Genomic DNA, 15,573 nt, shown 5'->3' with positions numbered 1-15,573 from the left:
TGGGAACCAATCAGTCAGATTGATAAGACGCAACCAGACATTCCTTCGCGCTCTTCCTGAGTTTTTTGATCAAACGTTCCTGGCGCAGCGCATCGCTCTTGTCGCGGCACAGTTCGGTATAAACCAGCGCCATCGCCGGGCTTGAGAGGAAGAACCGTGCGCCTTTGCCACTTTGATGCTTGGCGAAACGACGCACCGGATCGTCGCTGATCCCGCAGTACAACGAGCCATTGGCGGCGCGAACGAGGTAGACGAACCAGGACTTGCTCACGGGTTCGGCGACGTCGACAGATTTTTCGCTAAGGCTGGTCACTTCGGGATCAAGACGTGTAGGAAACAGGCGGCGATCTTATCAGCGACCGGCCTGAAATGCCTTCAGTCCCTTCAATGCCTGGGCGCGCACGGCGTTGCGCACCAGTGGTGTCCAGCCCAGCAGCAGGCCTTTGAAACCGAGGGCCTGACGCGACCAGCGCCATAGATCGAAGTGATCGTGGTGCTCGCAGATCTTGCCGTCACGGAAGACGAAGCGGGCCTGGATATCGTTGATGACGATGTTGCCGGTCTGGCTGAACAGGTAGGTCGCGACCCAATGTGCGCCACCGCTGCGCTCATCGGCGCGGACGTTGTCGAAGGTCAGCGAGAAATCCTTGGCCCGAGTGGTGAGCATGCGCCACATGTCGCCGGCGTCGCGCCCGCGCAGTTCGCCGAAGGCCGGATCACTGAACACGACGTCGTCGGTGTAGCAGGCGGCCATGGCTTCGGCATCGAGGCGCTGGAAGGCCTGGTAGAAGCGGGTGATCAACGCGGCGTGGGCTTCGCTCATGGGCAAACTCCAAAATAGGTACAGAGTGCCAGCACGATAATCTGCAATGCGCAGAAACACTATCGGCATTCGTAAACCGAATACCACGCAAGATCTTCAAGGCGCCCTAAAAACTGTGGGAGCGAGCTTGCTCGCGAAGAGGCCGGCACATTCAACATGATCTTTGCCTGAACCACCGTCTTCGCGAGCAAGCTCGCTCCCACATTGGATGTCACTGGCCCCAAAAAAGGGTTATGCGTCAGATTTTTTCGCTTTGCACTTGCACGTACAGCGCACGCCCGGCGCCGAGGCCGGCGATGATCGCGCCTGTGCCAATGATGCCGAAGATCCAGCCCACGGCATTCCAGCCGCCGGTCCAGTCATGCACCACGCCGACCGCAAACGGCCCCATCGACGCCAACGTGTAACCGAAACCCTGAGACATGCTCGACAGATTCGCCGCAACGTGCGAATCACGCGAACGCAGTACGATCAACGTCAACGCCAGACTGAACGTACCGCCCTGCCCCAGCCCCAACAGAATCGCCCAGCCCCACAGGCCTTCGATCGGCGCGTACAGGCAACCGAACAGCCCGCCAAGAGTCAGCGCCATGACCACGACGATCGCCAGACGCTGATCCTTACCGCGCGTCGCCAGCCACGGTGCTGCTAACGAACTGGCGAGCTGGATGATCACCGAACCGGACAACACCAGACCGGCCTGGGTCGGCGTCAAGCCGCGACCAATCAGGATCGACGGCAACCAGCCGAACACGATGTAGGCCAGCGACGATTGCAGGCCCATGTACAAAGTCACCTGCCAGGCCAGCGGATCACGCAGCAGCCCGCGCACACGATAAGCGACATTGTGCGCGCCATGTTTCTGCCCGACTTGCGGCAGCCAGAACACCGCTGCAACCAGCGCCGGAATCACCCAGAAACCCAGGCCCATCGCCCAACTGTGACCGAAATGTTCACTCAGCGGCACGCTGGAACCCGCCGCCATCGCCGCGCCCAGACACAGCGCCATGGTGTACACGCCGGTCATGGTGCCGGCGTGTTTGGCGAAGTCGCGCTTGACGATGCCCGGCAGCAAAACTCCGATGATGCCGATACTCGCGCCGCCCAATACGCTGCCAGCGAACAGGCCGATCTCGCCGAAGTTGCTGCGCAAGATAATCCCGCCGGCCAGTGTCAGTAGAATTCCCAACACCACCCGTTCAGCGCCAAAACGCCGCGCCAGAATCGGTGCTAGTGGGGCGAACAATCCCAGGCACAGCACTGGCAGTGTGGTCAGCAAACCGGCCTGAGCCGCCGACAAACCGAGGCTTTTCGACACATCACTGAGCAGCGGCGCCATGCTCGACAGCGCCGGACGCAAATTCAGCGCGACCAGAATCAAGCCGAGCAGCAACAACCACGGCCGGCGCACCAGCGGATGGCTTTGTTGCACTTGCTCGTCGTCGGCCTCAGCGTCGATCAGCAGCTCTTCAAGCTCTGCCGTGCGCTTTGGGGTTGTGGATAGCTCACTGCGGGACATGGATTTCTCGGTTTCAAGGTTCATTGATCAACTGCCTCGACAAAGCTTTGGCCCGTTCCGGGTCGCGTTGCTCGACCGCATCGAGTAACTCGATATGCAAGTCGAACACTTCCTGACGGCGCGGGACGATATTCAGGGTCTGGCGCAATTGCGCGCCGACGATGCTGGAGAAATAGCGATAAAGCTCGCTGAGGGTCGGGTTGTGCGCGGCATCGACCAGACGACGGTGGAACACCAGATCGCAGGCGATATAGGTGTCGAGATCGCCGTGGTAGTGGCTGCCGCTGGTGCCGAGCGCTTCACGCAAGGCGACGAGGTCCTCGTCGGTACGGCGCAACGCTGCCAGGCCGATGGCCTCGACTTCGAGGATGTGCCGGGTTTCCCGCGCCTGATCGAGCGAGCAGCGCGACAGGGCCTTGAGCGTGTCGAGCGGATCGACCACGGCGCGCAGGTAACTGCCATCGCCCTGGCGAATCTCGATCAGTCCGGAAAACGCCAGCACGCGCATGGCTTCGCGCACGGTGTTGCGGCTGATACCCAGCTCGGCGCACAGCTCGGGTTCGGTCGGCAGACGCTCGCCGACCTTCCAGGCACCGCTGTTGATGCGCTGGCGGAGTTGATCCAGGGCCTGATCGACCAAGGATCGTTTGATAAGTGGAGAAATGTCTGACATAGGATTCGCCCTTTCATCCAATCATAGGATGAATTTTCTGACATGTTAGTCAGACCCGTGTAGGACGGCAACCACCTAGGGTCAATCGGAGACACATGGAGCGGCACTTTCGATTGGTCAAAATTACCCTTTAAGGGTAATTTCAGGGACAGGGTTTTGGTTTCTTATGGAAAAGAACACACCCCATTACGAATTGGCGGTGATCAAGGCTGAGGTGAGGCGGTTAGGTCAAAAAGCTTTCACCAAAGCTTCGGTCAAATCAGCTGAGAAGCTCGGCTTCAACCTCAGCGAAATGCTAGAGATCGTTTTCGAGCTACAAACCAGGATGTTGTACAAATCGATGACGACTTATGACGATCATCGAATCTGGCAAGACGTGTATCACATCAATTCACGAGGTCAGGAGATTTACATCAAGGTGACCTATCGCCCCGGCGGCAGCCCACCGGTAATCTCCTTCAAGGAGAAAAACCCATGAAAACCCAGCAATGTGTCAGCTGCGGTGCACGTGAGGGAATGAGGCATTTCCAGGGTCGCGGAGAAACCCTGAGTGTCAAAGGCATGGAGCGCCGTGTAGACGATCTATCTGGTTGGGAGTGCCAGAAGTGCGGTGAAGTGGAATGGGATTTCGACACCGATAGTGCTGAGCGTTATTGTGATGCCGGTGACGAGTTGGTTCTCGCTGGCAGACAAATGATCGGCGCCGAGATGAAACGAATTCGACGCAAATTGCACCTGACGCAGAAAGAGACAGTGCAACTGCTCTCTGGTGGCGGGCATAACGCATTCTCTCGCTACGAACGGGGCGAGTTACTTCCCCCCAAAGCATTGGTGCTGCTGATGCGCTTATTGGATCGTCATCCCTACATGCTCGTCGATATCCAGACCTTGGCTGAAGGCGCAGACCTGCGAGGTTTCACGCACACAGTGCACAAGGAACACGAAACCCTGACCGTTTCCTGACCCACAAAAAACAAACCCGGCACAAGGCCGGGTTGTTTTTACGCACATACCATCAATGCAAAATCTGACTCAAAAACAACTTCGTCCGCTCATTCTGCGGATTATCGAAGAAGTCATTCGGCGCCGCTTGCTCAACGATCTCACCTTTATCCATGAAGATCACACGGTTGGCCACGGTGCGGGCAAAGCCCATTTCGTGAGTCACGCAGAGCATGGTCATGCCGTCTTCAGCCAGGCCGATCATGGTGTCGAGTACTTCCTTCACCATCTCCGGATCGAGCGCTGAAGTCGGTTCGTCGAACAGCATGATTTTCGGTTTCATGCACAGCGCGCGGGCGATCGCCACACGTTGTTGCTGACCACCGGACAGTTGCCCCGGGAATTTGTGCGCCTGCTCCGGAATGCGTACGCGCTCCAGGTAATGCATGGCGATTTCCTCGGCCTTGCGCTTGGGCATCTTGCGTACCCACATCGGCGCCAGGGTGCAGTTCTGCAAAATGGTCAGGTGCGGGAACAGGTTGAAGTGCTGGAACACCATGCCGACTTCACGGCGGATCGCTTCGATCTGCTTGAGGTCGTTGGTCAGCTCCACGCCGTCGACGACGATGCGGCCCTGCTGGTGTTCTTCCAGACGATTGAGGCAGCGGATGGTGGTCGACTTGCCGGAACCCGATGGGCCGCACAGGACGATACGCTCGCCCTGTTTGACGTTGAGGTTGATGTCTTTGAGCACGTGGAACTGGCCGTACCACTTGTTGACGCCCTGCATTTGAATAATGCCTTCAGGACCTACAGGCTTTTTGATTGCTTCACTCATTTACAGAACTCCTAACGCTTGTGGCCAGTGTCGAGCTTGCGTTCCAGATGCATGGAATAGCGCGACATACCAAAACAGAAAATCCAGAACACCAGGGCGGCGAACACGTAGCCTTCGGTGGCCATGCCCAGCCATTTCGGATCGGCAGCGGCTTGTTTGACGCTGTTGAGCAGGTCAAACAGGCCGATGATGATCACCAGGCTGGTGTCCTTGAACAGCGCAATGAAGGTGTTGACGATGCCCGGGATCACCAGCTTCAGGGCTTGCGGCAGGATCACCAGGCCCATCGAACGCCAGTAACCGAGGCCCATCGCCGCGGCCGCTTCGTACTGACCTTTAGGGATCGCTTGCAGACCGCCACGCACCACTTCGGCCACATAGGCCGACTGGAACAGGATCACGCCGATCAGTGCCCGCAGCAGTTTGTCGAAGTTCATGCCTTCAGGCAGGAACAGCGGCAGCATCACCGAGGACATGAACAGCACAGTGATCAACGGCACGCCGCGCCAGAACTCGATGAAGGTCACGCAGACCACACGAATCGCCGGCATGTTCGAACGACGGCCCAGCGCCAGCACAATCCCCAGCGGCAACGCACCGGCGATACCGACAGTGGCGATAACCAGGGTCAGCATCAGGCCGCCCCACTGGCTGGTCGCCACATTGCTCAGACCAAAACCGCCGTGCAGCAAGGTGAAGGCAATGATCGGATACAGCACCAGAAAGCTCAGCCCGTAGATCGCTTTACGCGGAACACGCGAGATGAACAATGGCGCCGCGCCGATCACCGCCAGCCACACGGTCAGGTCGACGCGCCAGCGCAGCTCCGTCGGGTAGTAGCCGTACATGAACTGGCCAAAACGCTGCTGAATGAACACCCAGCAGGCGCCCTCCTTGGTGCAGTCGGCGCGAGTGGTGCCGACCCAGTTGGCATCGACAATCGCCCAACTGAGGATCGGTGGCACCACCAAGTAGATCAGGTAGAACGCAAACAGGGTCAGCAGAGTGTTGAGCCAGCTGGAGAACATGTTCGCGCGCATCCACGCCACCACGCCGATGCTGCTGTTCGGTGGGGGCATGTCGGGTTTGAAAGTATGAGTACTCATGCGCTTTTCCTTACCGCTCGATCAGCGCAATGCGCTTGTTGTACCAGTTCATCAGCAGGGAAATGCTGATACTGATCGCCAGGTACACGCTCATCGTGATGGCAATCACTTCGATGGCTTGACCGGTCTGGTTGAGCACGGTGCCGGCGAACAGCGACACCATTTCCGGGTAACCGATACCGGCCGCCAGCGAGGAGTTCTTCGCCAGATTGAGGTATTGGCTGGTCAGGGGCGGAATGATCACGCGCAGGGCTTGCGGAATGATCACCTTGCGCAGGGTCGGGCCGTTACGCAGGCCGAGCGAGCGCGCCGCTTCGGTCTGGCCATGGCTGACCGACTTGATCCCGGAACGCACGATCTCAGCGATGAACGCCGCGGTGTACACGGTCAGGGCCAGGGTCAAGGCGAGCAGTTCCGGGATCAGCACCCAGCCGCCGACGAAGTTGAAGCCTTTGAGTTCAGGCATTTCCCAGTGCAGCGGAGCGCCGAAGATCAGTGCGCACAAGGTCGGGATCACCAGCAGAATCGCCAGACCGACCCAGAACTTGTGGAACGGCACGCCGGTTTCTTCAAAGCGCTTGTTGGCCCAGCGGCACATCAGCACGATGCCGACGATGGCCACCACGATGCTGATCACGAACGCCCAGAAACCATCAGCGGCCAACGCGGCCGGCATGTTCAGGCCACGGCTGCTGACGAAGAAGGTGTCACCGAAGTTATGGCTGTTGCGCGGTCCCGGCATGGTCAGGAATACCGCGAAGTACCAGAACAGGATTTGCAGCAGCGGCGGAATGTTGCGGAACACTTCCACATACACGGTCGCCAGTTTGCTGATGATCCAGTTCTGCGACAGCCGTGCCACACCGATGATGAAACCGAGGATCGTCGCTAGAACCACGCCGATCACGGTCACCAACAGGGTGTTGAGCAGACCGATAACAAAGACGCGGGCATAGCTGTCCGCTTCGGTGTAGTCGATCAGGTGTTGAGCGATGCCGAATCCGGCACTGCGCTCCAGAAAGCCGAAACCGGAAGTAATGCCCCGGTGCTGAAGGTTGGTTTGCGTGTTGTCGAACAAGTACCAGCCCAGCGAGACCACCGCCACAACGGTGATGATCTGGAATAGCCACGCACGCACTCGTGGATCGCTGAGGCTGAGCCTCTGCTTTGGTGCGCCGATTGAATTTTGCATGAAGTGCCCCGGAAGAAATGGAACAAGAACATCACCCGGCGGTTGGCCCGCCGGGCGATAGAACCATTAGCGCACTGGTGGTGCGTACTGAATGCCGCCGTTGTTCCACAGGGCGTTCAAGCCGCGGTCGATTTCCAGCGGAGTGCTCTTGCCGAGGTTTTTCTCGAAGATTTCGCCGTAGTTGCCGACTTGTTTGACGATCTGCACAACCCAGTCTTTCGGCAGTTTCAGGTCTTTGCCGTACTCGCCGTCAGCGCCGAGCATACGGGCAACGTCCGGGTTCTTGGTCGACTTGGCTTCGGCTTCGACGTTCTTCGAAGTGATGCCGGCTTCTTCGGTGTTGAGCAGCGCGTAGCCAACCCAGCGCACAATGGCCAACCACTCGTCGTCACCGTTACGTACGACCGGGCCCAGCGGTTCTTTGGAAATGGTTTCCGGCAGAACCACGTAGTCCTTCGGCGAGGCCAGCTTGGAGCGCTGGGCGAACAGTTGGGACTTGTCGGAGGTCAGCACGTCGCAACGACCGGATTCCAGCGACTTGGCGCTTTCATCGGAGGTGTCGAAGGTGATCGGGGTGTATTTCAGACCGTTGCCACGGAAGTAGTCGGAAACGTTCAGCTCGGTGGTGGTACCGGCCTGGATGCAGATGGTTGCACCGTCCAGCTCTTTGGCACTTTTTACGCCCAGCTTGTTGTTAACCAGGAAACCGATGCCGTCGTAGTAGGTAATGAAGCCCGGGAATTTCAGGCCCATGCCCGCGTCACGCGAACTGGTCATGGTGGTGTTGCGCGACAGGATGTCGATCTCGCCCGATTGCAGCGCGGTGAAGCGCTCTTTGGCGTTCAACTGACTGAATTTGACCTTGGTCGCGTCGCCGAATACGGCAGCGGCCACAGCGCGGCAGACGTCAGCGTCGATCCCGAGGATCTTGCCGGTTGCGTCCGGTACCGAGAAGCCCGGCAGACCGTCGCTCACGCCACACTGCACGAAACCTTTCTTCTGCACGGCATCCAGGGTTGCACCCGCCTGAGCGAACCCGCTGACGCCGAGAACTGTTGCTGCAGTCACGATCGCCAGAGTGGATTTCAACATCTTCATTCAAACCTCCAGTTTTGCTCTTGTTGTGTCGGAGCTTGAGTCCAGTCGCACCCTTTTGAGGCGTTGTTGACCCGTGTTGGCTTTTTTTGGGGTCAACCGACGTAAGACCTTCGCTATGAGTCTAGTAGGAGAAAATCCACATCATGGACAACTCACTTCTCACCAATCGGCCGAACGGGCTGTAGCCCTTTCACATTCGCTAAGCCCGTAGCGGCCATTGGCGAACATCCATCACCGGATTCTTTGCAATCCCGTCGCGGGTCGTACACTGATAGTGTTACCGCCCACGCAAGATCGGTTGCACGGTTCAAGCCATAGCAAAGCCCGTACCACACCGCTCACCGAATCGATTCGGCGACAGGTCAATAGCAAAACTTGTAACCTTGCGACATCTTCTTAACGGATCAACCGGACGCGCACTCGAACCACGCACTTAATGAGAGCGCCCGCACATTTTTGGAGCAGACATGACCGAGCCCTTGATTCTTCAGCCTGTTAAGCCCGCAGACGCCTGCGTGATCTGGCTGCACGGCCTCGGCGCCGACCGTTACGACTTCCTGCCGGTGGCCGAGGCATTGCAGGAAAGCCTGCTGAGCACGCGCTTCGTGTTGCCACAGGCGCCAACTCGTCCAGTGACCATAAATGGCGGATATGCCATGCCAAGCTGGTACGACATCAAAGCCATGAGCCCGGCACGCGCGATCGATCGTGATGAGCTGGAAGCGTCGGCGGATCGCATCATTGAATTGATCGAAAACGAGCGCGCCAGCGGAATAGACGCCTCGCGGATTTTTCTCGCCGGGTTTTCCCAGGGTGGCGCGGTGGTGTTGCACACCGCTTTTGTGAAATGGCAGGGACCGTTGGGCGGCGTGCTGGCGTTGTCGACATATGCGCCGACCTTCAGTGATGAGATGGAGCTGTCAGCCAGTCAGCAGCGGATCCCCGCGATATGCCTCCACGGCCAGTTCGATGGCGTGGTGCAAAACTCGATGGGGCGCAGTGCTTATGAGCATTTGGTGAAGCATGGTGTCACCGTGACATGGCAGGAATACCCAATGGAGCACGAAGTGTTACCCGAGGAAATTCGCGACATCGGTGCCTGGTTGACCGAACGTTTGCGCTAAGCGTCGAGATTAAAGCCGCCCTTTGATCCCTCCCACTACGCCGCGCCCGTTTCTTGCATTACACTGGCCGGCGTACATTCCTTAACCAATTGATGAGATGACCGTGCTCAAAGCACTCAAGAAGATGTTCGGTAAAAGCGAGGCTGAGCAGCTCGCGCCAGTTCCCAGTGCGCCGTCGCACGCCCCCGGTCATCGCAACGATGCGCCACAGGCCGACCGCCCCGCTCACGTAGCGGCACCGAAGGCAGAACCGCAACCTGCATCGGCCGCGCCAATCGCCGCCGAACCTGCCCGCAGCGAAGCGCCGAAACCGGCCAGACCGCGCCGCGAACCGAAGCCCAAGGCAGCGGTTATTCCGTGGAAACTCGAGGATTTCGTCGTCGAGCCACAGGAAGGCAAAACCCGCTTCCACGATTTCAAGCTGTCTCCAGAACTGATGCACGCCATCCAGGATCTGGGTTTTCCGTACTGCACGCCGATTCAGGCGCAGGTGCTGGGTTACACCCTCGCCGGCAAAGACGCCATTGGCCGTGCGCAGACCGGCACCGGTAAAACCGCCGCGTTCCTGATCTCGATCATCACCCAACTGCTGCAGACCCCGCCGCCGAAAGAACGCTACATGGGCGAACCCCGTGCGCTGATCATCGCGCCGACCCGTGAGCTGGTGGTACAAATCGCCAAGGACGCCGCTGACCTGACCAAGTACACCGGCCTCAACGTCATGACGTTTGTTGGCGGCATGGACTTCGACAAGCAGCTCAAGCACCTCGAAGCGCGTCACTGCGACATCCTCGTCGCCACACCCGGCCGTCTGCTCGACTTCAACCAGCGTGGCGACGTGCACCTGGACATGGTCGAAGTGATGGTGCTGGACGAGGCCGACCGCATGCTCGACATGGGTTTCATCCCGCAGGTACGTCAGATCATTCGCCAGACGCCACCGAAGTCCGAACGCCAGACCTTGCTGTTCTCCGCGACCTTCACCGAAGACGTGATGAACCTCGCCAAGCAGTGGACCACTGACCCTGCGATCGTCGAAATCGAAATCACCAACGTTGCCAACGAAAACGTCGAGCAGCACATCTATGCGGTGGCCGGTGCCGACAAGTACAAACTGCTCTACAACCTGGTCAACGATAACGGCTGGGAACGCGTGATCGTGTTTGCCAACCGCAAGGACGAAGTGCGCCGCATCGAAGAACGCCTGGTGCGCGATGGCATCAACGCCGCGCAACTGTCCGGCGATGTGCCGCAGCACAAACGCATCAAGACCCTGGAGGGTTTCCGCGAAGGCAAGATTCGCGTACTGGTCGCCACTGATGTGGCCGGTCGCGGCATCCACATCGACGGCATCAGCCACGTGATCAACTTCACCCTGCCGGAAGTCCCGGACGACTACGTGCACCGCATCGGTCGTACCGGTCGTGCCGGCGCCGACGGTGTGTCGATCAGCTTCGCCGGTGAGGACGACTCCTACCAGTTGCCGTCCATCGAAGAGAAGCTCGGTCGCAAGATCAGCTGTGAAACGCCGCCGACGCATCTGTTGCGCGCGGTTGAGCGCAAGCGTCCGCAGTAAACGACGTTTAAAAGAAAAGCGCAGCCGGCAACGGACTGCGCTTTTTTTTCGCCCGGTGTTTCATCAGGTGCTTGCGAGAGAAAACTAAAAGTCCATAATGGACAAATAAGTTTATTTTTCATCTTTGGAGCCTGATATGTCCAGTACACCCTACGTGATCGACCAGCATCAGGCCCGTGAGCTGCTGGCGCGCATTGATGTGCCGCAAATCCTGCGCAAGCTGTTCCGTGATCTTGCTGCGGGTAACGCCGTGCAACCGGAGCAGCAACTGGTGGAATTTCCGCAAGGTGCCGGCGACTTCATCAATTATCTGGGCGTGCTGGCCGAAGACGGCGTGTACGGCGTGAAGACCTCGCCGTATATCGTTCGCGAGCAAGGTGCGCTGGTGACGGCATGGACCTTGTTGATGTCGATGAAAACCGGTCAACCGCTGCTGCTCTGCGATGCCGCTGAACTGACCACCGCGCGCACCGCCGCGACCACGGCTGTGGCGGTCGACACCCTCGCTCCGACAAACGCCACGCGACTGGCAATCATCGGGAGTGGCAAGGTTGCGCAGGCGCATCTGCACTATGTGAAAGGTCTGCGCGACTGGCAGAACATCAGCCTGTATTCGCCAAGCCTGTCCGCCGACGCTCAAACCAAGGCACTGTTGAAAGCCATCACTCCCAATCTGAGGATCGTTGACAGCCGTGAAGCCGCCCTCGTCGAGGCAGACGTGATCATGCTGTGCACCTCGTCCGCCGGCCCGGTGATCGATCCGGCCGCGCTGAGCAAACCAGCCCTGATCACCTCGATCAGCACCAACGCCCCGCGTGCCCATGAAGTGCCGCCGCAGAGCCTCAACGACATGCAGGTGTTCTGCGACTATCGTCTGACCACGCCGGGCTCGGCAGGTGAGATGCTGATTGCCAGTGAACAGCATGGCTGGAGCAAGGATTCGATTGTCGGCGACCTCGCCGACTTGCTCAGCGAGAAAGTGCAGCGCCCCGATTACGATCGTCACGTGTTCTTCCGTTCAATCGGCCTCGGCCTGGAAGACATCGCCCTGGCCAATGCGGTTTACCACTTGACTCACTAACACCACAATCCCCTGTAGGAGTGAGCCTGCTCGCGATAGCGGTCTGACATTCACCGAAGATGTCGACTGATATACCGCTTTCGCGAGCAGGCTCGCTCCCACAAGGGACTAGCGAACGCCTCGATATTGCGTATCCACTGGAGACCTACATGAGCCAGGCAGATTTCATCATCATCGGCGGCGGGATTGCCGGCGCATCCACCGGTTTCTGGCTGTCGCCGCACGGCAAAGTGATCGTGCTCGAACGTGAATCCCACCCGGCCTATCACTCCACCGGGCGCTCCGCCGCGCTGTTTACCGCCGCGTACGGCACGCCACAAGTTCGCGCGCTGACCCAGGCCAGCCGGGCGTTTTTTGACCACCCGCCAGCCGGTTTCTGCGAACACCCACTGCTCACCCCACGCGGTGAAATGACCGTGGATTTCACCGGTGATGCCGCCGAACTCAACAACCAATATCTCAGCGCCAAAGCCACCGTGCCGGAGATGCAACTGCTCAGCGCCGACGAAGCCTGCGCGCGACTGCCGATCCTGCGCCGGGAAAAAGTCCATGGCGCGATCTATGACCCGAGCGCCAGCGACATCGATACTGACGCCTTGCATCAGGGCTACCTGCGCGGGATTCGCCGCAACAACGGCGAATTGCACACCGATTGCGAAGTGCTAGGCCTCAGTCGCGATGCCGAGGGCCGCTGGAGTGTTCAGACCAACGGCCAGACGTTCAGCGCGCCAGTGATCATCAACGCCGCCGGCGCCTGGGCCGACAAGATCGGCACACTGGCCGGCGCCCAACCGCTGGGCCTGCAACCGAAGCGCCGCGCCGCGTTCATTTTCGCCGGGCCGGAAGGCGTCGACATTCATCACTGGCCGATGCTGGTCAGCCTCGACGAATCCTTCTATATGAAGCCCGACGCCGGCATGTTTCTCGGCTCGCCCGCCAACGCCGACCCGGTCGAGCCTCACGATGTGCAGCCGGAAGAACTGGACATCGCCATGGGCATCTACCAGATCGAAGAGGCCACCACGCTGACCATCCGCCGTCCGACGCGTACGTGGGCCGGCCTGCGCAGCTTCGTCGCCGACGGTGATTTGCTCAGTGGCTTCGATCAGCAGGTGCCGGGGCTGTTCTGGGTGGCGGCGCAGGGTGGTTACGGCATTCAGACTTCCCCGGCGATGGGCCAGGCCAGCGCGGCGTTGGTACGCGGCGAGCCGTTGCCCGAGCACTTGCAGCAGTTCGGGTTGGACAGCGCCATGCTCGCCCCTGCCCGTCTCGCCTGATTGTCCCTGCGGATGACGCGCCCAACGGATTGCGGCACACTCGCAACGCCTCCTGATCACGGAGGCGTTGACGCTGCCTGGAGCTCCACTGTCATGACTGCCCCTGAATTCGACCCGGCGCTGGATAACTTCCGCGCTGTTGCCGACGCCATCGCCACGCTGTTCTTTCCCCACGCCGAAGTGGTGCTGCACGACCTGCGCACGCAAAAGGTCGACTACATCGCCAACAACCTGTCCAAGCGCGAGATCGGCGACGACTCGTCACTGGAGGACATGCTCAGCGAGGATGTCAGCGACCGCAATATCGGCCCTTACGAAAAGCTCAATTGGGATGGCCAGAAGATTCGCAGCCTGAGCACCGTGCTGCGCGACAGCGAAGGCCGGCCACTGGCGGTGTTGTGCATCAACCTGAATATTTCGCTGTTCGAGAATGCCAAGGCCGCGCTGGACCTGTTTCTCTCGCCGAGCAAACTGATCCCGCAACCGGACTCACTGTTTCGCGATGACTGGCAGGAACGCATCAACACCTTCCTCCACGCCTGGCTGCGCGAGCGGCAGCTGAGCCTGAACCTGCTTACCCGCGATCACAAACGTGAACTGGTGCTGGCGCTGCACGCCGAAGGCGCGTTCAAGGGCAAGAGCGCCTCGAACTATGTGGCCAACGTGCTGAACATGGGGCGGGCGACGGTGTACAAGCATTTGAAGGAATTGAAGGGCTAGAGATTTGCGGTGATTTCTCTGACGCCATCGCGAGCAGGCTCACTCCTACAGGGGAACGCATTCCAAATGTAGGAGTGAGCCTGCTCGCGAAAGCGGTAGATCAGTCGCCGTAAATGTCGGACTTGAAATACTTCTCGGAAATCTTCTGGTACTCGCCACTCGCGCGAATGCCATCGATGGCGCCATTCAACTGGCTGACCAGTTCAGTATTGCCCTTGCGCACCGCAATTCCCGCGCCCTCGCCCACGTACTTCGGATCCTTCAACTCAGGCCCGACAAACGCATAACCCTTGCCACGCGGCATCGACAAAAAGTCATTCAGCGGAATGGTGTCGGCAAAAATCGCATCGAGCCGCCCCGCTGCCAGGTCCATGTAGATTTCTTCGTTGTTGCTGTAGCGCTTGACGTTAATGCCCTTCGGCTCGAACACCTCGGTGGCATAACGATCGGTGGTGGTCGCGCGCTGCACGCCGACGTTCTTGCCCTTGAGGCTGGCGTATTGATCGTCGACCGTGGCGCCGTCCTTCATCACCAGGCGCGACGAAGTGAAGTAGTACTTGTGGGTGAAATCCACCGACTTCTTGCGGTCTTCGTTGATGGTCATCGAGGACAGCGCCATGTCGATCTTCTTCACTTTCAGCGAAGGAATCAGACCGTCGAACTCACCCTCGACCCACACACACTTGACCTTCATCTGCGCACACAGGGCATTGCCGATGTCGTAGTCGAAACCGACGATTTCGCCTTTGTCGGTTTTCGACGCAAATGGCGGGTAAGCGGCTTCGATGCCGATGCGCAGGGTTTGCTCGGCGGCGAACACGCTGGCTGAGGCCAACAGGCTGAGGGCCAGACCGGTGATGAGGGGGAGTTTCTTCATGTTCGTTCTCTCGCGGGTTGTTGTTGGTTTGGCAAGACAGAAGAAAGAGCTGAAAAACAGATGGGTTTTTTGTACTTGTAAATCCATACTGGACTTATATGTACACGCCGTCAATCGGGCCAGGCGGGAGGATTTAGGTGATGCAGATGACGCTTTCGCGAGCAGGCTCGCTCCCACAGGGGATCTACAGCGAACACAATATCTGCGTTCATGACGATCCAATGTGGGAGCGAGCCTGCTCGCGAAGGCTTACTGAAGGGCGCTACAGGAATTACTTTTTCCAGCGATCCGCCGCTGCATGATCACTGTCGCGCCCCTCAACCCAACGCGGGCCGTCACTGGTGTTTTCTTTCTTCCAGAACGGCGCGCGGGTTTTCAGGTAGTCCATGACAAAGGCGCAGGCATCGAAGGCGGCCTGGCGGTGGGCACTGGCGGCGCCGACGAACACGATCGGCTCGCCCGGTTCCAGTGCGCCGATGCGGTGCAGCACTTCCAGTTTCAGCAACGGCCAGCGCTGTTCGGCTTCGCTGGCGATCTTGCCGAGGGCTTTTTCGGTCATGCCAGGATAGTGTTCGAGGAACATCCCGGCCACATCCAGCCCATCGTTAAAGTCGCGCACGTAGCCGACAAAACTCACCACCGCGCCGACGCCGACATTGGCCGCATGCATCGCGTTGACTTCAGCGCCCGGATCGAATGGCGTGGCCTGCACGCGAATCGCCATGGA

17 protein-coding genes are annotated in these 15,573 nt (G+C 59.1%); 7 read left to right on the top strand and 10 right to left on the bottom strand.

The genetic code is table 11. The features are described from left to right. Positions 1-10 precede the first annotated feature (10 nt). The 4 genes from AB4N74_RS29190 to AB4N74_RS29175 form a co-directional block, all read right to left on the bottom strand. On the bottom strand, positions 11-313 hold the full coding sequence (locus AB4N74_RS29190) for a GIY-YIG nuclease family protein (RefSeq protein ID WP_008083651.1): 303 nt from the start codon (positions 311-313) through the stop codon (positions 11-13). Positions 314-352: 39 nt separating this feature from the next. Then, a complete protein-coding gene (locus tag AB4N74_RS29185) occupies positions 353-823 on the bottom strand; it encodes a nuclear transport factor 2 family protein (protein ID WP_077571232.1) in 471 nt (156 codons plus the stop codon). 238 nt (positions 824-1,061) lie between these two features. Further along, positions 1,062-2,366 (bottom strand): CynX/NimT family MFS transporter, encoded by a 1,305-nt coding sequence (locus AB4N74_RS29180; RefSeq protein WP_093436962.1) that lies wholly within the window; start codon positions 2,364-2,366, stop codon positions 1,062-1,064. Beyond that, entirely contained in the window at positions 2,356-3,015 is a 660-nt protein-coding gene (locus AB4N74_RS29175; RefSeq protein ID WP_123464869.1) for a FadR/GntR family transcriptional regulator, read from the bottom strand. Before AB4N74_RS29175 ends, AB4N74_RS29180 begins: the two co-directional genes overlap by 11 nt. A 166-nt stretch (positions 3,016-3,181) precedes the next feature. Here AB4N74_RS29175 and AB4N74_RS29170 point away from each other — a divergent pair, with 166 nt between their 5' ends. Together AB4N74_RS29170 and AB4N74_RS29165 are read left to right on the top strand one after the other, a co-directional pair. Beyond that, positions 3,182-3,493: a type II toxin-antitoxin system MqsR family toxin gene (locus AB4N74_RS29170; protein WP_116254613.1), complete on the top strand. Its 312-nt coding sequence runs from the start codon at positions 3,182-3,184 to the stop codon at positions 3,491-3,493. Next, positions 3,490-3,978, top strand: a complete 489-nt coding sequence (locus AB4N74_RS29165; protein WP_034154577.1) for a type II toxin-antitoxin system MqsA family antitoxin — start codon at positions 3,490-3,492, stop codon at positions 3,976-3,978. The genes AB4N74_RS29170 and AB4N74_RS29165 overlap by 4 nt, the downstream gene beginning before the upstream one ends. Positions 3,979-4,030: 52 nt before the next feature. On the opposite strand, the gene AB4N74_RS29160 is transcribed toward AB4N74_RS29165, so the two are convergent. The 4 genes from AB4N74_RS29160 to AB4N74_RS29145 all read right to left on the bottom strand — a co-directional run bounded on the left by AB4N74_RS29160 (position 4,031) and on the right by AB4N74_RS29145 (position 8,191). After that, a complete protein-coding gene (locus tag AB4N74_RS29160; RefSeq protein WP_008080191.1) occupies positions 4,031-4,795 on the bottom strand; it encodes an amino acid ABC transporter ATP-binding protein in 765 nt (254 codons plus the stop codon). A gap of 11 nt (positions 4,796-4,806) precedes the next feature. Then, positions 4,807-5,901 (bottom strand): amino acid ABC transporter permease, encoded by a 1,095-nt coding sequence (locus AB4N74_RS29155; protein ID WP_093436977.1) that lies wholly within the window; start codon positions 5,899-5,901, stop codon positions 4,807-4,809. A gap of 10 nt (positions 5,902-5,911) precedes the next feature. Further along, the gene (locus tag AB4N74_RS29150) at positions 5,912-7,093 is read right to left on the bottom strand and encodes an amino acid ABC transporter permease (RefSeq protein WP_099758062.1); all 1,182 of its coding nucleotides are present in this window, start codon (positions 7,091-7,093) and stop codon (positions 5,912-5,914) included. Positions 7,094-7,159: 66 nt separating this feature from the next. Next, positions 7,160-8,191, bottom strand: a complete 1,032-nt coding sequence (locus tag AB4N74_RS29145) for an amino acid ABC transporter substrate-binding protein (protein ID WP_007914328.1) — start codon at positions 8,189-8,191, stop codon at positions 7,160-7,162. 467 nt (positions 8,192-8,658) lie between these two features. On the opposite strand from AB4N74_RS29145, the gene AB4N74_RS29140 reads away from it, so the two are divergent. The 5 genes from AB4N74_RS29140 (at position 8,659) to AB4N74_RS29120 (ending at position 13,969) form a co-directional block, all read left to right on the top strand. Next, complete coding sequence (locus AB4N74_RS29140; protein ID WP_460097941.1) at positions 8,659-9,315, top strand: alpha/beta hydrolase; 657 nt, start codon at positions 8,659-8,661, stop codon at positions 9,313-9,315. A 97-nt stretch (positions 9,316-9,412) separates the two neighbouring features. Continuing rightward, complete coding sequence (rhlB, locus tag AB4N74_RS29135; RefSeq protein ID WP_460097940.1) at positions 9,413-10,891, top strand: ATP-dependent RNA helicase RhlB; 1,479 nt, start codon at positions 9,413-9,415, stop codon at positions 10,889-10,891. Between the two features lie 136 nt (positions 10,892-11,027). Further along, entirely contained in the window at positions 11,028-11,972 is a 945-nt protein-coding gene (locus AB4N74_RS29130; RefSeq protein WP_460097939.1) for an ornithine cyclodeaminase family protein, read from the top strand. 149 nt (positions 11,973-12,121) lie between these two features. After that, positions 12,122-13,249, top strand: coding sequence for an NAD(P)/FAD-dependent oxidoreductase (locus tag AB4N74_RS29125; RefSeq protein WP_116254617.1), 1,128 nt, complete (start codon positions 12,122-12,124; stop codon positions 13,247-13,249). A gap of 93 nt (positions 13,250-13,342) precedes the next feature. Then, positions 13,343-13,969 carry a helix-turn-helix transcriptional regulator gene (locus tag AB4N74_RS29120; RefSeq protein ID WP_064586076.1) on the top strand — a complete coding sequence of 209 codons (627 nt, stop codon included), beginning with the start codon at positions 13,343-13,345 and terminating at the stop codon, positions 13,967-13,969. 100 nt (positions 13,970-14,069) lie between these two features. Here the strand turns inward: AB4N74_RS29120 and AB4N74_RS29115 are convergent, their stop codons facing one another. Both AB4N74_RS29115 and moaE read right to left on the bottom strand, forming a co-directional pair. Continuing rightward, the gene (locus AB4N74_RS29115) at positions 14,070-14,846 is read right to left on the bottom strand and encodes an ABC transporter substrate-binding protein (protein WP_460097938.1); all 777 of its coding nucleotides are present in this window, start codon (positions 14,844-14,846) and stop codon (positions 14,070-14,072) included. A gap of 271 nt (positions 14,847-15,117) precedes the next feature. After that, positions 15,118-15,570 carry a molybdopterin synthase catalytic subunit MoaE gene (gene moaE / locus AB4N74_RS29110; RefSeq protein ID WP_007914312.1) on the bottom strand — a complete coding sequence of 151 codons (453 nt, stop codon included), beginning with the start codon at positions 15,568-15,570 and terminating at the stop codon, positions 15,118-15,120. Positions 15,571-15,573 lie beyond the last annotated feature (3 nt).

The sequence above is a fragment of the Pseudomonas sp. H3_C08 genome (assembly GCF_054669455.1).
Note: the sequence above shows the minus strand (reverse complement) of the source record. Positions and strands in the feature narration are given on the sequence as shown.